General features: G+C 72.0%; 17 protein-coding genes. 6 read left to right on the top strand and 11 right to left on the bottom strand.

Translation table 11 applies throughout. From position 1 onward, the window contains the following. Positions 1 to 30: 30 nt before the first annotated feature. Positions 31 to 2544 carry a DEAD/DEAH box helicase gene (locus tag ACSMXR_RS03215; protein WP_137231477.1) on the bottom strand — a complete coding sequence of 838 codons (2514 nt, stop codon included), beginning with the start codon at positions 2542 to 2544 and terminating at the stop codon, positions 31 to 33. A 137-nt stretch (positions 2545 to 2681) separates the two neighbouring features. On the opposite strand from ACSMXR_RS03215, the gene ACSMXR_RS03210 reads away from it, so the two are divergent. Both ACSMXR_RS03210 and ACSMXR_RS03205 read left to right on the top strand, forming a co-directional pair. Then, positions 2682 to 3473 carry a metal-dependent hydrolase gene (locus ACSMXR_RS03210; RefSeq protein ID WP_218526898.1) on the top strand — a complete coding sequence of 264 codons (792 nt, stop codon included), beginning with the start codon at positions 2682 to 2684 and terminating at the stop codon, positions 3471 to 3473. Positions 3474 to 3556: 83 nt separating this feature from the next. Then, positions 3557 to 5092, top strand: coding sequence for an ATP-dependent DNA ligase (locus ACSMXR_RS03205; RefSeq protein ID WP_473171194.1), 1536 nt, complete (start codon positions 3557 to 3559; stop codon positions 5090 to 5092). A 48-nt stretch (positions 5093 to 5140) separates the two neighbouring features. Here the strand turns inward: ACSMXR_RS03205 and ACSMXR_RS03200 are convergent, their stop codons facing one another. Beyond that, complete coding sequence (locus ACSMXR_RS03200) at positions 5141 to 6502, bottom strand: NAD(P)/FAD-dependent oxidoreductase (protein WP_218526900.1); 1362 nt, start codon at positions 6500 to 6502, stop codon at positions 5141 to 5143. Positions 6503 to 6628: 126 nt separating this feature from the next. Next, positions 6629 to 7645 carry a phosphotransferase gene (locus ACSMXR_RS03195; protein WP_473171193.1) on the bottom strand — a complete coding sequence of 339 codons (1017 nt, stop codon included), beginning with the start codon at positions 7643 to 7645 and terminating at the stop codon, positions 6629 to 6631. A gap of 162 nt (positions 7646 to 7807) precedes the next feature. Between ACSMXR_RS03195 and ACSMXR_RS03190 the strand changes: the two genes are divergently transcribed. After that, on the top strand, positions 7808 to 9370 hold the full coding sequence (locus tag ACSMXR_RS03190; RefSeq protein ID WP_376188587.1) for a fused MFS/spermidine synthase: 1563 nt from the start codon (positions 7808 to 7810) through the stop codon (positions 9368 to 9370). 57 nt (positions 9371 to 9427) lie between these two features. Here the strand turns inward: ACSMXR_RS03190 and ACSMXR_RS03185 are convergent, their stop codons facing one another. From ACSMXR_RS03185 to ACSMXR_RS03165, 5 genes are all read right to left on the bottom strand, one after another. Further along, the gene (locus ACSMXR_RS03185; protein WP_137231483.1) at positions 9428 to 11209 is read right to left on the bottom strand and encodes an ABC transporter ATP-binding protein; all 1782 of its coding nucleotides are present in this window, start codon (positions 11207 to 11209) and stop codon (positions 9428 to 9430) included. Continuing rightward, positions 11206 to 13053 (bottom strand): ABC transporter transmembrane domain-containing protein, encoded by a 1848-nt coding sequence (locus ACSMXR_RS03180; protein ID WP_473171192.1) that lies wholly within the window; start codon positions 13051 to 13053, stop codon positions 11206 to 11208. The genes ACSMXR_RS03185 and ACSMXR_RS03180 overlap by 4 nt, the downstream gene beginning before the upstream one ends. Positions 13054 to 13209: 156 nt before the next feature. After that, positions 13210 to 14685 carry a Gfo/Idh/MocA family protein gene (locus tag ACSMXR_RS03175; RefSeq protein WP_473171191.1) on the bottom strand — a complete coding sequence of 492 codons (1476 nt, stop codon included), beginning with the start codon at positions 14683 to 14685 and terminating at the stop codon, positions 13210 to 13212. Between the two features lie 262 nt (positions 14686 to 14947). Continuing rightward, complete coding sequence (locus ACSMXR_RS03170) at positions 14948 to 17899, bottom strand: FAD-binding and (Fe-S)-binding domain-containing protein (protein ID WP_473171190.1); 2952 nt, start codon at positions 17897 to 17899, stop codon at positions 14948 to 14950. Positions 17900 to 17932: 33 nt separating this feature from the next. After that, on the bottom strand, positions 17933 to 18403 hold the full coding sequence (locus ACSMXR_RS03165) for a MarR family winged helix-turn-helix transcriptional regulator (RefSeq protein WP_473171189.1): 471 nt from the start codon (positions 18401 to 18403) through the stop codon (positions 17933 to 17935). 113 nt (positions 18404 to 18516) lie between these two features. On the opposite strand from ACSMXR_RS03165, the gene ACSMXR_RS03160 reads away from it, so the two are divergent. From ACSMXR_RS03160 to mltG, 3 genes are all read left to right on the top strand, one after another. After that, the gene (locus ACSMXR_RS03160) at positions 18517 to 20334 is read left to right on the top strand and encodes an ABC transporter ATP-binding protein (RefSeq protein WP_473171188.1); all 1818 of its coding nucleotides are present in this window, start codon (positions 18517 to 18519) and stop codon (positions 20332 to 20334) included. Between the two features lie 82 nt (positions 20335 to 20416). Next, positions 20417 to 21028 carry a hypothetical protein gene (locus ACSMXR_RS03155; RefSeq protein WP_137231488.1) on the top strand — a complete coding sequence of 204 codons (612 nt, stop codon included), beginning with the start codon at positions 20417 to 20419 and terminating at the stop codon, positions 21026 to 21028. Positions 21029 to 21432: 404 nt separating this feature from the next. Continuing rightward, positions 21433 to 22296, top strand: a complete 864-nt coding sequence (mltG, locus tag ACSMXR_RS03150) for an endolytic transglycosylase MltG (protein WP_473171187.1) — start codon at positions 21433 to 21435, stop codon at positions 22294 to 22296. Positions 22297 to 22351: 55 nt separating this feature from the next. On the opposite strand, the gene ACSMXR_RS03145 is transcribed toward mltG, so the two are convergent. From ACSMXR_RS03145 to ACSMXR_RS03135, 3 genes are all read right to left on the bottom strand, one after another. Next, positions 22352 to 23467 carry an NAD(P)-binding domain-containing protein gene (locus ACSMXR_RS03145; protein ID WP_473171186.1) on the bottom strand — a complete coding sequence of 372 codons (1116 nt, stop codon included), beginning with the start codon at positions 23465 to 23467 and terminating at the stop codon, positions 22352 to 22354. A 148-nt stretch (positions 23468 to 23615) separates the two neighbouring features. After that, positions 23616 to 24824: an LLM class flavin-dependent oxidoreductase gene (locus tag ACSMXR_RS03140; RefSeq protein ID WP_364886283.1), complete on the bottom strand. Its 1209-nt coding sequence runs from the start codon at positions 24822 to 24824 to the stop codon at positions 23616 to 23618. Beyond that, entirely contained in the window at positions 24821 to 25849 is a 1029-nt protein-coding gene (locus ACSMXR_RS03135) for an ABC transporter substrate-binding protein (RefSeq protein WP_137231492.1), read from the bottom strand. The genes ACSMXR_RS03140 and ACSMXR_RS03135 overlap by 4 nt, the downstream gene beginning before the upstream one ends. Between the last annotated feature and the right edge of the window lie 284 nt (positions 25850 to 26133).

Genomic DNA, 26133 nt, shown 5'->3' with positions numbered 1-26133 from the left:
TACCTCTCCACTCCCGTACCGATGGGCTGCTCACAGCTGGCCGACCTCGGTGACCCGGACGACCGCCCGGCCCTCCTCGTCGGACGCGGCGAGATCCACCTCGGCCTTGATGCCCCAGTCGTGATCGCCCGCCGGGTCGGCGAACGCCTGCCAGACCCGCCACAGCCCGTGCGCCGGATCCTCCTCGATCTTCAGCAGCTTCGGACCGCGCGCGTCCGGACCGGTCCCGATCTCCTCGTGCGCGTCCCAGTACGCGTCCAGCGCCTCGCCCCACGCGTCCTCGTCCCACCCGGCCTCGCCGTCCAGCTCGCCCAGCGCGCCGGCCCGGTCCAGCGCGGCCAGCTCCACCCGGCGGAACATCGCGTTGCGCACCAGCACCCGGAAGGCGCGGGGGTTGGCCGTGACCGGCTTGACCTCGTCCGCCTTCTCCTGGGCCTGCTCGGCGGTCTCCACCTCGGGGTTGGCCAGCTGCTCCCACTCGTCCAGCAGACTGGAGTCCACCTGACGCACCATCTCGCCCAGCCAGGAGATCAGGTCCTGGAGGTCCTCCGACTTCACGTCGTCCGGGATCGTGTGCTCCAGCGCCTTGTACGCGCTCGCCAGATACCGCAGCACGATGCCCTCGGTCCGGGCCAGCTCGTAGTGCGAGGTGAACTCCGTGAACGTCATGGCGCGCTCGTACATGTCCCGGATCACCGACTTCGGCGACACTGGGTGGTCGTTCACCCACGGGTGGCTCGTGCGGTACACGTCGTAGGCGTGCCACAGCAGCTCGCTCAGCGGCTTCGGGTACGTGACCTCCTGCAGCCGCTCCATCCGCTCCTCGTACTCGACCCCGTCCGCCTTCATCTGCCCCACGGCCTCGCCGCGCGCCTTGTTCTGCTGGGCGGCCAGGATCTGCCGGGGATCGTCCAGCGTCGACTCGACGACCGAGACCATGTCCAGCGCGTACGACGGCGATTCGGCGTCCAGCAGGTCGAACGCGGCCAGCGCGAACGTGGACAGCGGCTGGTTCAGCGCGAAGTCCTGCTGGAGATCCACCGTCAGCCGCACGATCCGGCCCTCGGCGTCCGGCGTCTCCAACTGCTCCACCACACCGCCGTCCAGCAGCGAACGGTAGATCGCGATGGCCCGCCGGATGTGCCGCAACTGCGCCCGGCGCGGCTCGTGGTTGTCCTCCAGCAGATGCCGCATCGCCTCGAAGGCGTTGCCCGGGCGGGCGATGACCGCGAGCAGCATCGTGTGCGTCACCCGGAAACGGGAGTTCAGCGGCTCGGGCTCGGACTGGATCAGCTTGTCGAAGGTGGTCTCCGACCAGGCGACGAAGCCCTCCGGGGCCTTCTTGCGGACGACCTTGCGCTTCTTCTTCGGGTCGTCGCCCGCCTTCTTGACGGCCTTCTCGTTCTCGATGACGTGCTCGGGGGCCTGCGCCACGACGAACCCGGCCGTGTCGAAACCGGCCCGCCCGGCGCGGCCCGCGATCTGGTGGAACTCCCGCGCGCGCAGGGTCCGCACCCGGGTGCCGTCGTACTTGGTGAGCGCCGTGAACAGCACCGTGCGGATGGGGACGTTGACGCCGACGCCGAGCGTGTCCGTCCCGCAGATCACCTTCAGCAGACCCGCCTGGGCCAGCTTCTCCACCAGGCGGCGGTACTTGGGCAGCATGCCCGCGTGGTGCACGCCGATGCCGTGGCGTACGTAACGGGAGAGGTTCTGGCCGAACTTGGTGGTGAAGCGGAAGCTGCCGATCAGATCGGCGATCTTCTCCTTCTCCTCCTTCGTGCACATGTTGATGCTCATCAGCGACTGCGCCCGCTCGACGGCCGCCGCCTGCGTGAAGTGCACGATGTAGACCGGCGACTGCCGGGTGTCCAGCAGCTCGGTCAGCGTCTCGGTGATCGGCGTGAAGCGGTACTCGTAGCTCAGCGGCACCGGGCGGGTCGCCGAGCGCACCACGGAGGTGGGGCGGCCGGTGCGCCGGGTCAGGTCCTTCTCGAACATCGAGACGTCGCCGAGCGTCGCCGACATCAGCACGAACTGCGCCTGCGGCAGCTCCAGCAGCGGAATCTGCCAGGCCCAGCCGCGGTCCGGCTCGGCGTAGAAGTGGAACTCGTCCATCACGACCTGGCCGATGTCGGCGTACTTGCCGTCGCGCAGCGCGATGGAGGCCAGCACCTCGGCCGTACAGCAGATCACCGGGGCGTCCGCGTTGACCGAGGCGTCGCCGGTGAGCATGCCGACGTTCTCGGTGCCGAAGAGCTTGCACAGGTCGAAGAACTTCTCCGACACCAGGGCCTTGATCGGCGCGGTGTAGAAGGTGACCTTGTCCTGCGCCAGCGCGGTGAAGTGCGCGGCCGCCGCCACCAGGCTCTTGCCGGAGCCGGTCGGGGTGGACAGGATCACGTTCGCCCCGGAGACCACCTCGATCAGCGCCTCCTCCTGAGCCGGATAAAGCGTGATGCCCTGGCTCTCGGTCCATGAGGAGAAGGCCTCGAAGAGGGCGTCCGGGTCGGCGGTCTGGGGAAGCTGGTCGATGAGGGTCACGCCCCCATCTTGCCTGTCTTCCGCCCGGATGAGGGAACCGGCGGACGGCACGAAGATCACGGACGATACGCTGCGGTCTCAACCTGCCCGCGCCGTACCGGTGATGGGCGCACGAACCACTGGGGGCGGGACAGACCATGATGGGACCGGCACACTCTCTGTCAGGGGCGGCGGCCTGGCTGGGGGTGGGTGCGGCGGCCACCGCCGCGGGCCACACGATGCCCTGGCCCGTCCTCGTCGTCGGGGCGCTGATCTGCGCGGGCGCCGCGCTCGCCCCCGACCTCGACCACAAGTCCGCGACCATCTCGCGCGCCTTCGGCCCGGTCTCCAAGACCCTCTGCGAGATCGTCGACAAGCTCTCCTTCGCCGTCTACAAGGCCACCAGGAGCGCCGGCGACCCCCGCCGCACCGGCGGCCACCGGACCCTGACCCACACCTGGCTCTGGGCCGTCCTCATCGGCGGCGGCTGTTCCGCCGCGGCGATCTTCGGCGGACGCTGGGCCGTCCTCGCGATCCTCTTCATCCATCTGGTGCTCGCGGTCGAGGGCCTGCTGTGGCGGGCCGCCCGGGTCTCCAGCGACGTCCTCGTCTGGCTGCTCGGCGCCACCAGCGCCTGGATTCTCGCCGGTGTCCTGGACCAGCCGGGCAACGGAGCCGGCTGGCTCTTCGACGCCCCCGGCCAGGAGTACATGTGGCTCGGTCTGCCCATCGTGCTCGGGGCCCTGGTCCACGACATCGGCGACGCGCTGACCGTCTCGGGCTGCCCGATCCTGTGGCCCATCCCGATCGGCCGCAAGCGCTGGTACCCGATCGGCCCGCCGAAGGCCATGCGCTTCCGGGCCGGCAGCTGGGTGGAGATGAAGGTGCTGATGCCCGCCTTCATGGTGCTCGGGGGAGTGGGCGGGGCCGCCGCCCTCAACTACATATGACGCCCTGCCGGGGCCATCGGCGGGCGGCGTGCCCGGTGCTTCTCCGGCGGGCGGCGCGCTCCGCCCCGTAGCACCATGGGCGCATGCTGCTCGCCGAGCTCGCCCAGGTGTCGCTGGAGGTCGCCGCCACCTCCGCCCGGTCCCGGAAGGTGGCGCTCCTGGCCGGTCTCTTCCGGGACGCCGGACCCGAGAACGTCCCCGTCGTCATCCCGTACCTCGCCGGACGGCTGCCCCAGGGCCGGATCGGGGTGGGATGGCGGTCCCTCGGCGACCCCGTGGAGCCCGCGCCGGAGCCCACCCTCACCGTCACCGGGGTCGACGCCGAGCTGACCGCCCTCGCGGCCATCTCCGGCACCGGCTCGCAGGCCCGGCGCAAGGAGCGCCTGCGCACCCTGTTCGCCGCCGCCACCGAGGACGAACAGCGCTTCCTGCGGGCCCTGCTCACCGGCGAGGTACGCCAGGGGGCCCTGGACGCCGTCGCCGCCGACGCCCTGGCCCGCGCCGCCGAAGCACCGCCCGCCGACGTCCGGCGCGCCGTGATGCTCGCCGGATCGCTCCAGGAGGTCGCCGGGGTGCTCCTCGCGGAGGGCCCCGACGCGCTCGCCGCCTTCCGCCTCACCGTGGGGCGGCCCGTCCAGCCGATGCTCGCGCACACGGCCGGCTCGGTCGGGGACGCCCTCGACAAGCTGGGCCCGTGCGCCGTCGAGGAGAAGCTCGACGGGATCCGGGTGCAGGTCCACCGCGACGGCGACCGGATCCGCGCCTACACCCGGACCCTCGACGACATCACCGACCGGCTGCCCGAGCTCACCGCCGCCGTCGCCGCCCTGCCGGCGGGCCGCTTCATCCTGGACGGCGAGGTGATCGCCCTGGGGGAGGACGGCAGACCCCGGCCCTTCCAGGAGACCGCCTCCCGGGTGGGCTCACGGCGGGACGTGGCCGGAGCGGCGGCGCACGTGCCCGTCGTGCCGGTCTTCTTCGACGCGCTCCTCGTCGACGACGAGGACCTGCTCGACCTGCCCTACGCCGACCGCCACACGGCCCTCGCCCGGCTCCTCCCGGAGCACCTGCGGGTCGGCCGCACCCTCGTCACCGACCCGGACGACCCCGGCGCCCGCGCGGCCGCCGACGCCTTCCTCGCCGGCACCCTGGACCGCGGCCACGAGGGCGTCGTCGTCAAGGACCTGGCCGCCGCCTACAGCGCGGGCCGCCGGGGCGCGTCCTGGCTGAAGGTGAAACCGGTGCACACCCTGGACCTGGTGGTGCTGGCCGTCGAGCGGGGCAGCGGCCGGCGCTCCGGCAAGCTCTCCAACCTGCACCTGGGCGCGCGGCGGCCCGACGGTACGTTCGCGATGCTCGGCAAGACCTTCAAGGGGCTCACGGACGCCCTGCTGGAGTGGCAGACCGAGAAGCTGGGCGAGCTGGCCACCGACGACGACGGCCATGTCGTCACCGTACGCCCGGAACTCGTCGTGGAGATCGCCTACGACGGGCTCCAGCGCTCCACCCGCTACCCGGCGGGCGTCACCCTGCGGTTCGCCCGCGTCCTGCGCTACCGGGAGGACAAGACCGCACAGGAGGCGGACACCGTGGAGACGGTCCTGTCCCGGCAGCGCTGAGCGCGCCCCAGTCTTTCTGAGGGCGCGCTCACCGAGGTGTCCGGCCGGTCAGTGCTTGATGACCGTCGACGCCGTGTGCTCCTTGATCTGCTCGGGCGTCAGATAGACGTCCGTGTACTCGAAGTCCCGCAGCGTCGCCGGCTTGCGGGACTGGAACCCGGTCCGTACGAAGTCGTCGCCGGCGACCGCGTTCAGCATCCAGTTCGTCATGACCCGGGTCTTGGCGACGTTCGTCCGCAGCGCCGACCAGTGGTAGCCGCGCGCCACCGCCTGCGCGGGCAGTCCGTGCAGCTCGATGCCCAGCGGCTTGGACACCGCGTCCTTGCCGCCGAGGTCCACGACGAGCCCCAGGTCCTTGTGCACATAGTCCTTGAGCGGCTGACGGCGCAGCGAGGCGATCAGATTGTCGGCGAGCACCCGCCCCTGACGCATCGCGTGCTGCGCGGTGGGCGGGCAGACCGCCCCGTCGCCCTTGGCCAGGTCGGGCACCGCGGCCGCGTCGCCGAGCGAGAACACCCCGTCCGAGCCCGGCAGCGTCAGCTGCGGCGTCACCGCGAGCCGGCCGCGCACCGTCTCCGCGCCGAGGGTGGCGATCAGCGGGCTGGCCGCCACTCCGGCGGTCCAGATCAGGGTCCGGCAGGGCAGCACCCGGCCGTCGGTGAACGTGACCTCCTCCGGCCCCGCCTTGGCGATCGAGACCCCGAGCGACACCTCGATGTTCCGCTTGCGGAGCACCTCCAGGGCGGCCTGCCCCAGCTTGTCGCCCAGCTCCGGCATCAGCTTGGGAGCGATGTCGATCAGATGCCACTTGATCAGCCGGGCGTCCAGCCGCGGATAGTGCCGGACCGCGTTGGTGGTCAGCCGCTGGAGGCAGGCCGCCGTCTCGGTGCCCGCGTAACCGCCGCCGACCACCACGAACTGGAGCCGGGACGCCCGCTCGGCCTCGTCGTGACTGGCGTCCGCCAGATCCAGCTGGGCGATCACGTGGTCCCGGACGTACGCCGCCTCGGCCAGCGTCTTCATGCCCCGGGCGTGGTCCAGGAGCCCGGGGATGTCGAAGGTCCGGGTGACGCTGCCCGCCGCCAGCACGATGTAGTCGTACGGCTCGTTCACGATCTCGTCCGTGATCTTCCGGATCACACAGACCTTCGCCCGGGTGTCCACGCCGATCGCCCCGCCCGGCACGATCCTGGTCCGGTGACGGCGGCTGCGGCGCAGCGACACCGCGACGGACTGAGGGGTGAGCACCCCGGAGGCCACCTGGGGGAGCAGCGGCAGATACAGCTGGTACGAGAACGGTGTGACGAGCGTGATCTGGGCCTCGCCCGGAGCGAGCCTGCGCTCCAGGCGGCGTACGCACTCGACGCCTGCGAAGCCGGCGCCGACGACGAGAATCCTGGGTGGTGCCACGGTCTGCGTCCCTTCTCGGGCTTGCGTGGTTCTGCGCTCGCCTGCCCCGTTTACCGGGTGATTCACCCCTCATCCTCACCGGACGGCCCGGCATCCGCCTCCTGGCAGAGGTGAACGGGGGCCCGCTCACAGCGGCGGGGCGACCGACAGCTCCCGCAGCCAGTAGGCGGCCTCGGCGTCCCCTGGCACGGCCGCCGGACCCGGCGGTACGGGGAACATCCGCCCCCATGAGGCGGCCCGGCCGAGCGCCGCCAGCCGCCACGCCAGGCTCACCGCACGCCGCAGCCCGGCCGCCGTGACACCCCCGCCGGTCCACGGCTCCAGATAAGCGTCCCGCAGCCGGGGCAGCACCTCGGGGCCGAACCGCTCGCGGGCGGCCCGGGCGGGCACCAGCAGACTGTGGAACGGGTGCCCGACCAGCGCGTCGCCCCAGTCGAAGAAGGCGAACCGGCCGGGCGTGGGCTCGAAGAGCTGGCTCTCGTGCAGATCGGCGTGGTCCAGCGAATCCGGCACCCCCGACGCCGCCAGCTCCTCGCACCAGTCCGCCACCCGGGGCCGCAGGGCCGCCAGCGCCACCCGGTCCTCCGGCGTCAGCGCGGCGTTCTGTGCGACCAGCCGGTCGAACAGCGTCGGCAGATCGCGCGGCCGGGCCGCCGGCACCCCGAGCGCCCCGATCTCGTCCGCGTACGGAACCAGCGCCCGCTGCATCGCGGCGTACTGCCGCAGCGGCTCCTCCCAGTACCGGGGGTCAGGGTCGACGGGCCGTGCTTCGAGCAGCTCCCACAGCACCGGACCGCCGTCCGGGACGAGTGTCCAGCCGCGCTCCGCCTCGACGGCGAGCGGTGTCAGCACATGCGCGGGAACCCAGCGGGCCAGGGCGTCGGCGAGCCCGGCCTCGAAGGCCGCGGCGGGCGGAACGGCCTTGAACCACACCGGCGCACGGTCCGCGACGGCCAGCCGTACCAGCACCGACCAGGGGCGCAGGCGCACCTGCCGGGGGCCCGACTCCACGAGACCGTGGGCGGCGAGACCCCCGGCCACCCAGTCGAGCGCTTCGGCCCGCCAGACCGGGTCCTCCCACGGCGTCACGGCATCCGGAAAACGTCCACGGTCCACGGTCGTGCTCTTCTCGTCGCTGCGCACCGGCCCATTGGATCACCGGCCCCGGCGAGAACGCACCGCGATTTCCGCCCGCACCGGCCTTCCGGAAGCACCTTTCGCGAGACGCGGGAACGGGTGTTCGCGCCCTCTCCGCCCTTCGGTACAACGGGAGTTCGGCCGCGGCCCGCGTGCGAGGATGCTGCGGTGACCACAACGCCCTCCTCGCCCGTGGCCGACGACTCCCGGAAAGGCGGAGACGATCCGCCCCGCGACCGGAGCCCGGGACCCCGGACCGCGGCGGTGCTCGTGTTCGGCTCCTCGGCCGCCGTCCTCGTGGTCGAGATCGTCGCCCTGCGCCTGCTGGCCCCGTACCTCGGCCTCACGCTGGAAACCAGCACCATGGTGATCGGCATCGCCCTCACCGCCATCGCGCTGGGCTCCTGGCTGGGCGGACGCATCGCGGACCAGGTCGATCCGCACCGGCTCATCGGCCCGGCGCTCGGGGTGTCGGGCGTGGTCGTCGCGCTCACCCCGCTCCTGCTCCGCACCACCGCCGAGTGGTCGCCCGCCCTGCTGCTGCCGGTCGCGTCGGCGACCCTCCTGGTGCCCGGCGCACTGCTCTCCGCGGTGACCCCGTTCGTCACGAAGCTACGGCTCACCAACCTCGCCGAGACCGGCACGGTCGTCGGACGGCTCTCGGGCGTGGGCACCTTCGGAGCCATCGTCGGCACCGTCCTCACCGGATTCGTCCTGGTCTCCCGACTGCCCGTCAGCACCATCCTGATCGGTCTGGGAACGCTGCTGGTACTCGGTGCCGCCGTCGTCGGATGGCAGGCCCGGCGGCGGCGCGCCACGGCCGTGGCCCTCGCCACCGTCGTCGCGGGCTCCCTCGCCACCGCGTTCGCCCCCGGCGGCTGCGACGCGGAGACCCGCTACCACTGCGCCCAGGTCGTCGCGGACCCCGACCGGAGCAGCGGCCGCACGCTCGTCCTGGACGGCCTGAACCACTCCTACGTCGACGTCGAGGACCCGGCACATCTGAAGTTCGCCTACGTCCGCGCCATCGCGTCCGTGGTCGACACCGCCTTCCCCGAGGGCGAGCCGCTGACCGCCCACCACATCGGGGGCGGCGGCCTCACCTTCCCCCGCTACCTCGCGGCCGCACGCCCCGGCACCCGGAGCCTCGTCTCGGAGATCGACGGCGGGGTCGTGCGCATCGACCACGACCGGTTCGGCCTCGGCCCTTCGGCCACGACCGGTATCGACGTACGGGTGGAGGACGGGCGGCTGGGCCTGCGGAGACTGGCGGCGGGCAGCCGCGATCTGATCGTCGGCGACGCCTTCGGCGGCGTCAGCGTGCCGTGGCACCTCACGACGGCACAGGCGCTGGGCGACGTACGCCGGGCGCTCGACGAGGACGGACTGTACGTCGCCAACCTCATCGACCACGGCGAACTGGCCTTCGCCCGCGCCGAGGTGGCCACCCTCGCCTCGGTCTTCCCGCACGTCGCGCTGGTGGGGAAGCCGGCGGACATCGGGCTGGACCCGACGGCCTCGACCGTCGGCGGCAATCTGGTGGTGGTCGCCTCCGGCCGGCCGGTCGACGCCCCCGCGATCCAGGAGGCCCTGGACGCCAGGGACGTCGGCTGGAGGATCACCACCGGCGACGCCCTCGCCTCCTGGACCGGGAACGCCCGGGTGCTCACCGACGACCATGCGCCCGTCGACCAGCTCCTCCAGCCCAACCGCACCCGAACGGCCCGGTGAACCCCGGGCCGTTCAGGTCACTCACCCGTGTCGGGTCGATCACCGGTGCCGGGTCGCTCACCCGTGCCAGGACCGCCACAGGGAGGCGTACGCGCCGTCCGCCGCCACCAGTTCGTCATGGCTGCCCAGCTCGCTGATCCGGCCGTCCTCCACCACCGCGATCACATCCGCGTCGTGCGCGGTGTGCAGCCGGTGCGCGATGGCCACCACCGTACGGCCCTCCAGCACCCGGGCCAGTGAACGCTCCAGGTGACGGGCGGCCCGCGGGTCCAGCAGCGAGGTCGCCTCGTCCAGGACCAGGGTGTGCGGATCGGCCAGCACGAGACGGGCCAGCGCGATCTGCTGGGCCTGCGCCGGGGTCAGCGCGAACCCGCCCGAACCGACCTCGGTGTCCAGCCCCTTGTCCAGGCCCTTCGCCCAGCCGTCCGCGTCGACCGCGGCCAGCGACGCCCACAGCTCGGCGTCCTTCGCCCCGTCGCGGGCCAGCAGCAGATTGTCCCGGAGCGATCCGACGAAGACATGGTGCTCCTGGTTGACCAGGGCCACATGCTCACGGACCCGCTCCGCCGTCATCCGCGACAGCTCCGCCCCGCCGAGCGTCACCTCACCGGTGCGCGGCGCGTAGATCCCCGCCAGCAGCCGGCCCAGCGTCGACTTGCCCGCGCCGGAGGGTCCGACCAGGGCGAGCCGGGTGCCCGGAGCCACGTCGAGCGACACCCGGTGCAGGACGTCGACGCCCTCCCGGTAACCGAAGCGGACCTCGTCAGCCCGTACGTCGCGCCCGTCCGGGCCCACCCCGGCGTCACCCGCGTCCGGCTCGATCTCCCGGACGCCGACCAGCCGGGCCAGCGACACCTGCGCCACCTGGAGCTCGTCGTACCAGCGCAGGATCAGACCGATCGGGTCGACCATCATCTGGGCCAGCAGCGCCCCCGTCGTCAGCTGCCCGACCGTGATCCAGCCCTCCAGCACGAACCAGCCGCCGAGCAGCAGGACCGCGCCGAGGATCGTCACGTACGTCGCGTTGATGACGGGGAACAGCACCGAGCGCAGGAACAGCGTGTACCGCTCCCAGGCCGTCCACTCCTTGATCCGCCGGTCCGACAGCGCCACCCGGCGGTCGCCGAGGCGGTGCGCCTCCACGGTCCGCCCGGCGTCCACGGTCTCCGCGAGCATCGCGGCGACGGCGGCGTAACCGGCGGCCTCCGAGCGGTACGCCGAGGGGGCCCGGCGGAAGTACCAGCGGCAGCCCACGATCAGCACCGGCAGCGCGACCAGCACGGCCAGCGCCAGCGGGGGAGCGGTCACCGTCATCGCGCCGAGCAGCAGCCCGGCCCACACGACGCCGATCGCCAGCTGCGGCACGGCCTCACGCATCGCGTTCGCCAGCCGGTCGATGTCCGTGGTGATCCGGGACAGCAGATCGCCCGTCCCGGCCCGCTCCAGGACGCCCGGCGGCAGCCCGACGGACCGTACGAGGAAGTCCTCACGCAGGTCCGCGAGCATCTCCTCGCCCAGCATCGCCCCGCGCAGCCGCATGGAGCGGGTGAACAGGACCTGGACGACCAGCGCGACCGCGAAGATCGCGGCGGTGCGCTCCAGATGCAGATCGGTGACGCCGTTCGACAGGTCCTCGACCAGTCCGCCCAGCAGATACGGTCCGGTGATCGAGGCGATCACCGCCACCGCGTTGACCGCGATCAGGACGACGAACGCCCCGCGGTGCCGGCGCAGCAGACTCCGTACGTAACTCCGCACGGTCGTCGGCGTGCCCACGGGCAGCGTCGTCGCCGACTCCGGGGCCGCGGGGTCGTACGCCGGGGGTGCGACGCCGATCATGCCCTCTCCTCGATTTCCTGGATGCTCTTCGCGGCAGGTACGGACGCGATGTCCGTCACGGCGTCCGGTGCGGACGCCGCCGCTTCGTCGTCGGTCTCCCGGGTGACGACCGCCCGGTAGCGCGGTTCGGTGCGCAGCAGTTCACGGTGGACGCCCACGGCGACGACGGTGCCCTCGTGGACGAGGACCACCCGGTCGGCGGCGTCGAGCAGCAGCGGCGACGAGGCGAACGCCACCGTCGTACGCCCCTGGCGCAGCTTCGCGATCCCGGCGGCGACCCGCGCCTCGGTGTGCGAGTCGACCGCCGAGGTCGGCTCGTCCAGCACCAGCGCCTCCGGGTCGGTGACCAGCGACCGGGCCAGCGCCAGGCGCTGGCGCTGACCGCCGGACAGGGACCGGCCGCGCTCGGTGATCCGGGTCCGCATCGGGTCCCCGTCGTTGTCGGGGGAGGCCTGCGCCAGGGCACTCAGCACATCACCGCACTGGGCCGCCTCCAACGCCGCCTCCGCCGTGACCAGGCCGGAGGACGGTACGTCCAGCAGCTCCTGCAGGGTGCCGGACAGCAGCACCGGGTCCTTGTCCTGGACCAGCACCGCGGCCCGTGCGGTGTCCAGCGGGATCTCGTCCAGGGCGACCGCGCCGAGCAGCACGGACGGAGCCGTCGCCTTCTCGTCCCCGCCGTCCTCGCCGGTCTCCGCGTGCCCGCCGAGCCGTTCGGCCAGCCGGCCCGCCTCGTCCGGGTCGCCGCACACGACGGCGGTGAACCGCCCCCGCGGGGCCATCAGACCGGTCGCCGGGTCGTACAGATCGCCGGTCGGCGTCACGCCCTCCACCGTGGCCTCCCGCGTGCTGCGGTGCAGCGACAGCACCCGCACCGCACGCTGGGCGGACGGCCGCGAGAAGGAGTACGCCATCGCGATCTCCTCGAAGTGACGCAAGGGGAACAGCATCAGCGTGGCCGCGCTGTAGACGGTGACCAGCTGGCCGACGTCGATGCGGCCGTCCCGGGCCAGCGTCGCCCCGTACCAGACCAGCGAGATCAGCAGGATGCCCGGCAGCAGCACCTGCACCGCCGAGATCAGCGCCCACATCCGGGCACTGCGCACGGCCGCCCTGCGGACCTCCTGGGAGGCGCGGCGGTAGCGGCCGAGGAACAGCTCCTCGCCGCCGATACCGCGCAGCACGCGCAGTCCGGCGACCGTGTCCGAGGCCAGCTCGGTGGCCTTGCCCGCCTTCTCGCGCTGCTCGTCGGCGCGCCGGGTGGCGCGCGGCAGCAACGGCAGTACGGCCAGCGCGAGCACCGGCATGGCGAGCGCCACCATCAGCCCGAGGGAGGGGAGGTAGAAGGCCAGGCCCACACAGATCACCACGAGGGCGGTGGCGGCCGCCGCGAAGCGGGAGAGCGCCTCGACGAACCAGCCGATCTTCTCCACGTCGCCGGTCGACACGGCGACGACCTCACCGGCCGCGACCCGCCGCGTCAGCGCCGAGCCCAGCTCGGCGGTCTTGCGGGCGAGCAGTTGCTGGACCCGGGCGGCGGCGCTGATCCAGTTGGTCACGGCCGTCCGGTGGAGCATGGTGTCGCCGACGGCGATCACGACGCCGAGCGCCAGGATGAGGCCGCCGGCCAGCGCGAGCCGCCCGCCGGAGCGATCGATGACGGCCTGGACGGCGAGCCCCACGGTGACCGGAAGACCGGCGATGCCGAGCTGGTGCAGCAGCCCCCAGGAGAGGGACTTCAGCTGCCCGGCGAGCTGATTGCGCCCGAGCCAGTAGAGGAATCGAGGGCCTGAACGGACATCGGGGTCGCCGGGATCCGAATACGGAAGGTCGCGAATCTGCATGACGTCCCAGGGCTCGTGAAACGGAGATCCGGGTGGACCTCAAGAACGGGGTGACGTGCAAGGTTCCCTGTTCGTCCCGTTCCGGGGCAACCGGTTTTACGGTGTGCCACCGCCCTGCGGGGTCCCGCGCCAGGTCGGCCCGGGACCCCGGGAACGTCACTCCGCGGGCTTCTCGGAGTCCACGCCGGACCGGGCCTTCTTCCACTCGCCCCGGGTGAAGTCCGGGATCGGCAGCGGCGCGCCCTTGGCCTTGATGGAGAGATGACTCAGCGGCACGGGGGCTGTCCAGGTGGCCGCGTCGTACACGTCGAAGTCGGGGACCAGACCGAGCCGCATGCACTGCATCAGCCGGAAGACCATCATGTAGTCCATGCCGCCGTGCCCGCCCGGCGGGTTCGCGTGCTCCTTCCACAGCCAGTGGTCCCACTCGGCGTACTTCGAGAAGTCCGCCCACTGGTCGTCCGTGTTGTCGGGCTCCAGATAGATCCGCTCCGGGTAGTCCTCGAACACGCCCCGCGTACCGCCGAGGCTGTTGATCCGGGAGTACGGGTGCGGGGTCGACACATCGTGCTCCAGCCGGATCACCCGGCCCTTGGCCGTCTGCACGAGGCTGATCGTCCGGTCGGCCCCGATGTACGACTCCTTCCAGCTGGGGTCGCCGGCCGGCATGTGCTCCTTGCGGTACTCGGCGAGTCCCAGGGCGGGCGTGCCGATGCTCGTGATGCTCACGGCCCGGTCGCCCCGGTTGACGTCCATGTAGTTGGCGACCGGCCCGAACCCGTGGTTGGGGTAGAGGTCACCGCGCAGCCGGGTGTGCCACAGCCGCCGCCACGGGCCCTCGTAGTAGTCGGGGTCGAACATCAGCCCGCGCAGATCGTGGTTGTAGGCCCCCGCCCCGTGCAGCAGATCACCGAAGAGACCGGCGTGCGCCATGCGCAGCACCCGCATCTCGTTCTTGCCGTAACAACAGTTCTCCAGCTGCATGCAGTGCCGCCGGGTCCGCTCGGAGAGGTCCACCAGCTGCCAGAGCTCCTCCAGCCGCATGGCGATCGGGCACTCCACGCCGACGTGCTTCCCGTTCAGCATCGCCGCCTTCGCCATCGGGAAGTGCAGCTCCCAGGGCGTCGCCACATAGACGAAGTCGATGTCGCCGCGCTTGCAGAGATTCTCGTAGTCGTCCTCGCCCTTGGCGTAGACCGTGGGGGCGGGCTGACCGGCCGCCGTCACCTTCGCGGCGGCCTTCTCGGCCTTGTCCCGGACCGGGTCGCAGACCGCCTTCACCTGGACGCCCGGGACGGCGAGGAAGAGGTCGATCATGCTGCCGCCCCGGTTGCCGAGGCCCACGATGCCGACCCGGACCGTGGAGCGGCCCTCGAAGCGGACGCTCGCCATGGTGCGGCCCTGCCGGGCGGGAGCGGCGGCGACCGCCTCCGCGGTGGAGACGGCGGTCGCCTCGGCCGCCGACGCGGTGCCCCCGCCCAGTGCGCCGAGGCCGAGTCCGGCCCCCGCCACGCCCGCCGTGGTCCACAGCACGGAACGGCGACTGGGATCCTGCCGGGCCGGCTCGTCGGCCGCGCCGCTGTGCGGGGGTATGTCCTGCGGTTCCGGTGCGGGCCGGGCGTCGTCGTTCATCGAGCCTCCAGGTGGGGTTGGGGGTTCAGACGGTGCGCGAGCGCGTCCGGTCCCCCGTACGGATACGGGCGCGGGGACCGGGTCTCGGTAAGGACCCTGGAGGGTGAGGCTGATGGTGCGCAAGGGAAGTATTTGGACTCTCGTCCTCAAACCTTGGACTTTCTTCACGGCACGCCGAAGCCCCAACTGGTGCAACCAATTGGGGCTCCGAAACGCTCAGTTGTGCAGGCCGGCGGGGGTGTCCGCGCCTGCCGTCACGGGCTCACCGGACGGTCGGCCGGGTGGCGTGCTCCAGCTCGATCAGCGCCGAACGGTACGGATGCCCGGTGGCGCGTTCCATGCCGATCTCGCACATCCGGTTCGCCGACAGATAGGCGTCGTAGGGGCGGCGGTCGACCTCGGCCGCCTCCTTGGCCGTCGCCGAGTCGGTCAACTCCTTGTGGAGCATGCCCCGGTCGCCGGCGAACGCGCAGCACCCCGCGTCGTCCGGCACCACCACCTCCTTCGCGCAGGCCTCGGCCAGCGCCCGCAACTGCCCTACGTCGCCCAGGTGTTCCATCGAACAGGTCGGATGCAGGACCGCCGAGCCGGCCGTCCGGAACACCGTCAGACGCGGCAGCAGCTCCTCGGCCGCCCACACCAGCGAGTCCACGACGGTCAGTTCGCGGTGCAGGGCGCGGTTGTCTTCGCTGAGGTAGGGCACCACCTCCTCGGCGATACCGAGCGTGCAGGAGGACGCGTCCACGACCAGCGGCAGCGTCCCGCCCGCCGTCCAGCTCCAGGCGGCCTCCACGATGCGGTTCGCCATGATCCTGTTGCCCGCGTCGTACCCCTTGGAGTGCCAGATCGTCGCGCAGCACGTCCCCGCGACGTCCTCGGGGATCCACACCGGCCTCCCGGCCCGCCCGGACACGGCGACGACCGCCTCGGCCAGGGAGAGACCCGGCGTCCCCTTCTCCTTGGGCCCGGCGAAGATGCGGTTGACGCAGGCCGGGTAGTAGACCGCGCTCGCCCCGACCCTCGTGGTGCGCGGCAGCCGCCGGGCCGCCGCACCGGGGAGCTGCGGCAGCCACTCCGGTACGAGATCGGGGCGCACGGCCCTGCGCGCGAGCCGCGTCACCGCCTGGAGCGGACCGTCGCCCACCCGCTCGCCGACCGTGTCGGCCGCTCCCACGGCGAGGCGCGCCGAGGCCTCCACGACCCGGAAGTTCTTCGCGGTGAGCGCCGCGATCCGCTCCTCGCGCGGGGTGTGCCTGCGGTGCCGGAAGCCCTTCATCATCGCCCCGGTGTCGATGCCGACCGGGCAGGCGAGCTTGCAGGTGGAGTCCCCGGCACAGGTGTCCACGGCGTCGTATCCATAGGCGTCCAGGAGACCGGCCTCCACCGGCGAGCCGTCGGCCTGGCGCATCATCTCCCGGCGCAGCACGATCCGCTGGCGCGGAGTGGTCGTCAGATCCTCACTGGGACAGGTCGGTTCGCAGAAGCCGCACTCGATGCACGGGTCGGCGACCGCCTCCACCTTCGGAATGGTCTTCAGGCCCCGCAGATGGGCCCGCGGATCCCGGTCCAGCACGATGCGCGGAGCGAGCACCCCGGCGGGGTCGATGACCTGCTTCGTCCGCCACATCAGCTCGGTGGCGCGCGGCCCCCACTCCCGTTCCAGGAACGGCGCGATATTGCGTCCGGTGGCGTGCTCCGCCTTGAGCGATCCGTCGAAACGGTCCACCACCAGCGCGCAGAACTCCTGCATGAACGCGTCGTACCGCTCGACGTCGGCCGGCTTCGCCGCGTCGAACGCGAGCAGGAAGTGCAGATTGCCGTGGGCGGCGTGACCGGCCACGGCGGCGTCGAAGCCATGGCGCGCCTGGAGCTCCAGCAGCGCCTCGCAGGCGTCCGCCAGCCGGGCGGGCGGCACCGCGAAGTCCTCCGTGATCAGGGTGGTGCCCGAGGGCCGGGACCCGCCGACCGCCGTGACGAACGCCTTGCGCGCCTTCCAGTACCCGGCGATCGTCCCGGCGTCCCGGGTGAACGCGTTGGTCACCGACACGGCCGGGACGACCAGGTCGAGACCGGCGACGACGGCGTCGGCCGCCCGCTCGAACGCCTCCTGACCGGCCTCGTCGGCCGCCCGGAACTCCACCAGCAGCGCGGTCGTCCCCCGGGGCAGCGCCGCCCAGTCCGCCGGAACGCCCGGCACGCTGACGGAGGCGCGCAGGGTGTTGCCGTCCATCAGCTCCACCGCGATGGCCCCCGCCTCGTTGAACCCGGGCACGGCGGCCGCGGCGGCGGTGAGGGAGGGGAAGAACAGCAGGGCGCTGGAGACGTGCCGGTCCAGCGGCAGCGTGTCGAAGACGACCTCCGAGATGAAGCCGAATGTGCCCTCGGAGCCCACCATCAGCCCGCGCAGGATCTCCACCGGGGTGGCCCCGTCGAGGAAGGCGTCCAGGCGATAGCCGTTGGTGTTCTTGATCGTGTACTTGGCGCGGATCCTGGCGGTCAGCTCCTCGTCCGCCTCGATCTCGGCCTTCAGCTCCATCAGCCCGGCGCACAGCTCCGGCTCGGCGCGGGCCAGCTCCTCGTCGGCGGCGGGGCCGGCGGTGTCGACGACGGTGCCGCCGGGCAGCACGAAGGTGAGCGAGGCGAGCGTCCGGTAGGAGTTGCGGGTGGTGCCCGCCGTCATGCCCGAGGCGTTGTTGGCGACGACCCCGCCGACGGTGCAGGCGATGGCGCTGGCCGGGTCGGGGCCCAGCAGCCTGCCGTACCGGGCGAGGGTGGCGTTGGCCCGCATGACCGTCGTCCCCGGCCCGATCCTGGCCCGCGCCCCGTCGTCCAGCACCTCGACGCCGGTCCAGTGACGGCGTACGTCGACGAGGATGTCCTCGCCCTGCGCCTGGCCGTTGAGGCTGGTGCCCGCGGCCCGGAAGACCACGTCACGGCCCTTGCCGTGGGCGTACGACAGGATCGCGGAGACGTCGTCGAGATCCTCGGGGACCAGCACGACCCGGGGGAGGAAGCGGTAGGGGCTGGCGTCGGAGGCGTACCGCACGAGGTCGGAGATCTTCCAGAGCACCTTGTCCGCGCCGAGCAGGGCCGTCAGCTCGCCGCGCAGCGGTTCCGGGGTGCCCCCGGAGCTGCCGTCGGTGACCCGGTCGGGGGCGGGTTCCCGGGCCGTTCCGGGGCGCAGGGCATCCGGGTCGGGCTCCAGCAGCGGCATCTCGGCCATCCTCTCGGCGGCTCGGCGCGGTGCTCAGCAGTGGCGTTCCGGCATGCCGTCGACCAGAGCGGACAGCAGCCCGCCGAGCACCTCGCGCTGATCGGCGGTCAATGGAGCCAGGATCTCCTCTGCGGCCGCCCGGCGCGCGCTGCGCAGGGACCGCAGCGTGGCGCGCCCCTCGTCCGTGATCTCGACGCGGACCACCCGGCGGCTGTCGGGATCCGGGGCGCGGCGCACTCGGCCGCTCGCCTCCAGCGCGTCGACCAGTGTCGTCACGGCGCGCGGAACGACGTCCAGACGCCGGGCGAGATCCGCCATCCGGGGGGCCGCGTCGTAGCTCGCGACCGTCCGCAGCAGCCGGAACTGGGCCGGAGTGATGTCGATCGGCTCCAGCTGGCGGCTCTGGATGCGGTGCAGCCGACGGGTCAGCCGCAGCAGCTGCTCGGCGAGTATGCCGTCGGCGTCGGATGAGCCGGGCGGACCGGGGGAATCTGGGGCGTCCATACGGGAACAATATCAGGACCTTGTTCATTGTGAGTATAGGTAACAATGAGCTAGGCTCTTACTCTGCGGGGCCGGGACTGCCCGGCCTCGTCTCACGCCCGACGAAGGAGCCCATGAAACCCGACGAACCCACGTGGACGCCCCCGCCCGATGCCCGCACCGACGCCGACCGGCCGCCCGCCGAGGTGCGCCGCATCCTCCGCCTCTTCCGCCCCTACCGCGGCCGCCTGGCCGTCGTCGGCCTCCTGGTCGGCGCATCCTCCCTGGTCGGGGTCGCCTCCCCGTTCCTGCTGCGCGAGATTCTCGACACCGCCATCCCTCAGGGCCGCACCGGACTGCTGACCCTGCTGGCCCTCGGCATGATCCTCACCGCCGTGATGACCAGCGTCTTCGGCGTGCTCCAGACGCTGATCTCGACCACCGTCGGCCAGCGCGTCATGCACGACCTGCGCACCGCCGTCTACACCCAGCTCCAGCGGATGCCGCTAGCCTTCTTCACCCGCACCCGCACGGGCGAGGTCCAGTCCCGCATCGCCAACGACATCGGCGGCATGCAGGCGACGGTCACCTCCACCGCGACCTCGCTCGTCTCCAACCTCACGGCCGTCATCGCCACCGTCGTCGCCATGCTCGCCCTCGACTGGCGGCTCACCGTCGTCTCGCTGCTCCTGCTGCCGGTCTTCGTCGCGATCAGCCGCCGCGTCGGCCGCGAGCGCAAGAGGATCACCACCCAGCGCCAGAAGCAGATGGCGGCGATGGCCGCCACGGTCACCGAGTCCCTCTCGGTCAGCGGCATCCTCCTCGGCCGCACGATGGGCCGTTCCGACTCCCTCACCCAGGGCTTCGCCGAGGAGTCCGAGCGCCTGGTCGACCTCGAAGTGCGCTCCAACATGGCCGGCCGCTGGCGGATGTCCACGATCGGCATCGTGATGGCCGCCATGCCCGCCGTCATCTACTGGGCGGCCGGAATCACCCTCCAGTCCGGTGCCACCGCCGTCTCCCTCGGCACGCTGGTCGCCTTCGTCACGCTGCAGCAGGGGCTGTTCCGCCCGGCGGTCAGCCTGCTCTCCACCGGTGTGCAGATGCAGACCTCCCTCGCCCTCTTCCAGCGCATCTTCGAGTATCTCGACCTCACGGTGGACATCACCGAACCGGAGAAGCCGGTCCGCCTGGAGAAGATCCGCGGCGAGATCGCCTTCGAGAACGTCGACTTCAGCTACGACGAGAAGAACGGCCCGACGCTCACCGGCATCGATGTGACCGTCCCCGCGGGCAACAGCCTCGCGGTCGTCGGATCCACCGGTTCCGGCAAGTCCACCCTCAGCTATCTCGTGCCCCGGCTGTACGACGTCACCGGCGGCCGGGTCACGCTCGACGGGGTCGACGTCCGCGACCTGGACTTCGACACCCTCGCCCGAGCGGTCGGCGTCGTCTCCCAGGAGGCCTACCTCTTCCACGCCTCGGTCGCCGACAATCTGCGCTTCGCCAAGCCGGACGCCACAGACGAGGAGATCGAGGCCGCGGCCCGCGCCGCGCAGATCCACGACCACATCGCCTCCCTGCCCGACGGCTACGACACCCTCGTCGGCGAGCGCGGCTACCGCTTCTCGGGCGGCGAGAAGCAGCGCCTCGCCATCGCCCGCACGATCCTGCGCGACCCGCCGGTGCTGATCCTCGACGAGGCGACCAGCGCGCTCGACACCCGTACGGAACAGGCCGTGCAGGAAGCGATCGACGCCCTGTCCGCCGGACGGACCACGCTCACCATCGCGCACCGCCTCTCCACCGTCCGCGACGCGGACCAGATCGTCGTCCTGGAGGACGGCCGCGCCGCCGAACGCGGTACGCACGAGGAGCTGCTCGACCGCGACGGCCGCTACGCCGCGCTGATCCGCCGCGACTCCCACCAGGTCCCGGTGCCCGCCTCCTGAGGGGGGAGAGGAGGGGCCGGCCACTGACGGCATCGGCCCCTGATGGCACCGGCGCACCGCGCGTACGGCATGATCGCCGCGCATGAGAGCTCTCCTCGGGGTGGAACTCCCCGGCTACCGGACCGTCGACACCGACACCTGGCTGAACGACCACGGCGATGTGCTGTCGCTGCACTTCTTCGACCTGCCGCCGGATCTGCCGGCCGCCCTGGACGACGGCCCGGCCCTGCGCCACGGCCTGACCCACTTCACCGCGCGAGCGGGCGGCGGACTCATCGAGGCATCGGTGAAGCGGCTGGGCGAGCTGCCCGCCCTGCGGCAGATACTCAAGCTGCCGCTGCCGGGACAGCCTAGCGGCCAGGCGTTCATCGGCAGCTACACCGTGCCGCGCGCCGGGTGCAGCACCGTGGTGAAGATCCAGGCGGCGGAGCGCGGCATGACGGGCATGCGGGAAGCCGTGGTGATGGCCAAGCTCGGCCCCGACCAGTACTTCCGGCAGCACCCCTACGCCCCCGAGGTCCAGGGCGGGCTGCCCTTCCACGCGGCGGACCACGTCCAGTGGGATGCGGAGTTCCCGGACCACCCGCTCACCCGGGTCCGCCGGACGCTCGACGTGCTCGCCGAGGCGGTGACGGTCGTACCCGAGTTCACCGCGCTGCCGCCGTTCACCGGACCGGCCGCGACGAGCGGCTGAGCCGCCCGGCTTCGTACACGACGTCAACGCAGCGGCGCCGCCGCTCCCGTGGGACGGGGAGCGACGGCGCCGGATGGAGCAATGGTCAGACGAGCCAACCCACGAAGTGGACGACGCCGGCAAGCAGGTTGGTCAGGAAGTTCATCTGGTCGTTCTCCTTGTACGTGGTGTATCTGTGGGACTGCGCAGTAGCGGTCTGCAGCCCGTTGACTGCGCTCTGCAATCATCACGCCCCGGACGGGTGAAGAGCAACGAATCCCCTGACGATCACGCGTTCCAGCGAACACCCGAACACCCGATCCCTTGTTCGTGCGGTACGGCGTTCGTGTCGCGTTCGTCCCGCCGGAGCCGACGCCGTGGCCGGGCTACCGGCCGTGGCCCGCACCCCGGGTTAACGTGCCCGCATGGTGAACGAGTCCCCGGACGCCCGACCCCGCCGCAGACTCCGCCCGACCCGACGGGGGAAGGCCGTCCTGGTCGTCGGCGCACTGCTCGTCGTATCGGCCGCCGTCCTGGTCCCGCTGGCCCTGACCGGATCGGACGAGGGCGGGCGGGAGAAGGAACGCCCGCAGCAGAAGACCCTGATGATCCCCGAGGGCCGTCGCGCCTCGCAGGTGTACGAGGCCGTCGACAAGGCGCTCGACCTGAAGGCCGGCAGTACCGAGAAGGCCGCCTCCACGGTGGACCTGGAGCTGCCCGACCAGGCCGCCGGAAACCCCGAGGGATACCTCTTCCCGGCCACGTATCCGGTCGACGCCGGGACCGAGCCCGCCGGGCTGCTGCGCTACATGGCCGACACCGCCCGCAAGCACTTCGGCGCGGACCACGTCACAGCGGGCGCGCAGCGCAACAACGTCTCCGTCTACGACACGATCACCATCGCCAGCATCGTCCAGGCCGAGGCCGACACTGCCTCCGACATGGGCAAGGTGGCCCGGGTCGTCTACAACCGGCTGCTCAAGGACATGCCGTTGCAGATGGACTCCACCATCAACTACGCCCTCAAGCGCTCCACCCTGGACACGACGACCTCCGACACCCAGCTGGACAGCCCGTACAACAGCTACCGGATCAAGGGTCTGCCGCCGACGCCCATCGGCAACCCGGGGGAGGAGGCGCTGCGCGCGGCCGTCAGCCCGACGCCCGGGCCCTGGCTGTACTTCGTCACGGTCGGCCCGGGCGACACCCGGTTCACGGACGACTACGACGAGCAGCAGAGGAACGTCGAGGAGTTCAACCGCGGCCGAGGCTCCGCCACCACGAGCTGACCGCGTCCGCCGACGGAGAAAGACGGAGGGGGCCGGGGGGAAAGGTCGGAGGGAATCAGGCCCCCGGGACCGGCGCGGCGACGGCCGCCCCGGCTTCCTCGTCCGCCCGCCCGCCACCGGTCTCCCTCAGCAGCCGCAGGACCGACCGGACCGCCGCGCGGCCCGCCCGGTTGGCGCCGATGGTGCTGGCCGACGGGCCGTACCCGACGAGATGGACGCGCCCGTCGCGGACGGCCTTGGTGTTCTCGGCCCGGATGCCGCCACCCGGTTCGCGCAGCTTCAGCGGTGCCAGATGGTCCACGGCGGGCCGGAACCCGGTCGCCCAGAGGATCACATCGGCCTCGACGGTACGGCCGTCGTCCCAGGCCACGCCGGTCGGCGTGATCCGGTCGAACATCGGCAGCCGGTCCAGCACGCCCGCGGCCCTGGCCCGCCGCACCGCATCGTTCAGTGGCAGCCCGGTCACGCTGACCACGCTCTTCGGCGGCAGCCCGTTGCGTACCCGCTCCTCCACCATCGCCACGGCAGCCCGCCCCCACTCCTCGGTGAACGGACCTTCGCGGAAGATCGGTTCGGTGCGGGTCACCCAGAAGGTGTCGGCCGCGTAGTCGGCGATCTCCATCAGATGCTGCGTACCGGAGGCGCCGCCCCCGACCACCAGGACGCGCTGCCCCGCGAACTCCTCGGGCCCCGGGTAGTTCACCGTGTGCAACTGCCGCCCCCGGAACGTCTCCTGACCCGGGTAGCGCGGCCAGAACGGCCGGTCCCAGGTGCCGGTCGCGTTGATCAGAGCCCGAGGGGCGTACGTACCCTCGGACGTCTCCACGAGCAGCCGCCCGCCGCTCCCCTCGCGTACGGCGCTGACCTCGACGGGCCGGTGCACGCGCAGGTCGAAGCGCTCCTCGTACGCCGTGAAGTACTCGCCGATCACCTCGGACGAGGGACGGTCGGGATCCGCGCCGGTCAGCTCCATGCCCGGCAGCGCGTGCATCCCGTGGACCTTGCCGTACGTCAGCGAGGGCCAGCGGAACTGCCATGCGCCGCCCGGCCGGGGCGCGTGGTCCAGCACGACGAAGTCGTCGTCCGGCTTCAGCCCGACGCGGCGCAGGTGGTGGGCGGCGGACAGCCCCGCCTGACCCGCGCCGATCACGACCACGTCCAGCTCACGCACCCCAGAAATGTTCACGCTTCTACTAACTGTTCGGGGCTCCGGGATCTTCCCGTACGGAGGAAGGCCCCGGAGCCCCGATGCGGTTCACCGTCGGCGACCGGTCTCGATGGCAGGTTCCGATGACAGGCCCCGGCGGTGGGGCATCGGGTCAGCGGCCCCCGGCGAGCAGCAGGGGCGCCCCGCCCGGAGCCGGGACGGTCCGGCTCTCGGCGCCGGGGCCACCCAGCAGCGGAGACGCGGGCACGGTGGACAGCAGCCCGCGCCGGGCCAGCTCGGGTGTGACGCCCTCGCCGAACCAGTACGCCTCCTCCAGGTGCGGATAGCCGGAGAGCACGAAGTGCTCCACGCCCAGCGCGTGATACTCCTCGATCCGGTCAGCGACCTCCGCATGGCTGCCCACCAGCGCGGTACCGGCTCCGCCGCGCACCAGACCGACCCCCGCCCAGAGGTTCGGCGCGATCTCCAGCTTGTCCCGCGAACCGCCGTGCAGCGCCAGCATCCGCTGCTGCCCGACCGACTCGCTCTTCCCCAGCGCCTGCTGCGCCGCCGCGATCGTCTCCGGATCGAGGTCGCCCAGCAGCCGGTCGGCGGTGGCCCACGCCTCGGCCGAGGAGTCCCGCGAAATGGTGTGCAGCCGGATACCGAACCGGACCGTGCGCCCCTGCTCCTCCGCGAGACGGCGAATCCAGTCGATCTTCTCCTTCACCGCGGCCGGCGGCTCGCCCCAGGTCAGATAGACATCGGCGTGGGCGGCGGCGACCGGCCCGGCGGCCGCCGACGACCCACCGAAGAAGATCTCCGGCAGCGGGTCCGGCGGCAGCGCGGTCAGCCCGCCCTCCACCTGGTAGTGCTCACCGTCGAAGTCGTACGGCTGCCCGCTCCAGGCGCCCCGCACCACGGACAGGAACTCCGCGGTCCGCGCATAGCGCCGGTCGTGGTCCAAGTGATCCCCGAAGCGCCGCTGTTCGGTGGAGTCGCCGCCGGTCACCACATTGAGCAGCAGCCGTCCCCGGGTGATCCGCTGATAGGTGGCGGCCATCTGCGCGGCCAGCACGGGCGAGATGACTCCGGGCCGGAACGCCACCAGGAACTTCAGCCGCTCGGTGTGCTGGGCGAGCGCCACCGTGGTCAGCCAGGCGTCCTCGCACCAGGTGCCGGTCGGCGTCAGCACGGCCTCGAAGCCCAACTGCTCGGCGGCTTTGGCGATCTGGGCCAGATACTCGATGTCCGGGGCGCGTACGCCGCTCACCGGGGTGATCCGGTCGCGCTTGATGCCGCCGTCGGTGTACGCGTGCCGGTCGACGAGCGTCCGGCCGTCGCCTCCGGTGGGCAGGAACCAGTGCAGATGGACGTTCACGAGGAGGCCTTTCCGTACGAGCGCGGTGCGGTGGAGGAAGCGGGGAGGTCACGGTTGAAGCGGGTGTCGACGTAGTCCTCGAAGTCGAACTTCCGGGGAATCAGCTTCAGTTCGGCGAAGGTGTCGGCGATGTCCTGTTCGGAGGCGATGGCCGCGGCGTCGATCGCGACCGGGACGCGGGTGCCGTAGGTGAGCTTCACGGCGTCCAGTGCCACCTCGTAGGGGAGCCCGGTCTCCTTCGCCCAGACCTTCGCCCACTCCTCCGGGTGCTCGAAGACCCACTTCTGGGCCCGCTCCAGCCGGACGAGCAGATCGCCGATGGCCTTCGACTTCTTCTGGTCCTTGAGCGACACGGGTGAGGCGACCTGGAATCCGAGGCCGTTGACGACCCCTTCGCCGGTCGTGAGCACCCGGGCGTCCGCCGTGCGCAGGACCTGCGAGGTGTACGGGTCCCAGATCGCCCAGGCGTCGACCTTGCCCCGGCTGAACGCGGCGAGCGCGTCGGCGGGCTGGAGGTAGTTCAGCTTCACGTCCTTGATCCCGAGCCCGGCCTCCTTGAGCGAGGCGACCAGCTGGAAGTGGGCCGAACTGCCCTGCGCCACGGCGATGGACTTGCCCTTGAGCTGGGCCGGCTTCTTCAGCGGCGAGTCCTTCGGCACGACGATGGCCTCACCGGCGGACGAGCCGTGGTTGGCGCCGACGACGGCGATGTTCGAGTCCGCCCCGGCGGCGAAGACGGGCGGCGTGTTGCCCACGCCCCCGATGTCCACCGCCCCCGCGCTGACGGCCTCCAGCATGGGCGGTCCCGAGGTGAAGGTGGACCACTTGATGCGGTAGTCGAGATCGTCGAGCTCGCCGGATGCCCGCAGGATCGCCTCGTAACCGCCCTTCTGGTCACCGACGTTGAGCGTCAGACTGCCCTTCCCGTCCGTGCTGCCGCCCGAGTTCGCGGACGAGGCGCCGCCGCACGCGGAGAGGAGAAGGGCGAGGGGCAGGAGAAGGGCGGGCAGGGTACGGCGTTTCATGAGACGTCTCCGTGACGGGGGTGTGCGGGCGATGCGGCGGGGTTCTTCGTGACGACGGGGCCGTTCGGGCGGGGAGGTACGGCGACTTCGGACGGGGGCTCGTCGGCGGCGGCGCCCGGCTCGCGGCGGGCAGGGATGCGCGACGTGCCGCGGGCGGCGGCGCCCGGCTCACCATGGGCAGCGCGGGTGCGGCGCTCGCCTTCCGGCCCGTCCTGACCCTCCGGGCTACCCTCGCCCTCCGGTTCGCCCTGGCCCTTCGGGCTGCCCTCAGCCTCCGGGCCGTC

Source organism: Streptomyces sp. DSM 106670, assembly GCF_055792845.1.
This window is presented reverse-complemented; position numbering and strand designations above follow the sequence as displayed.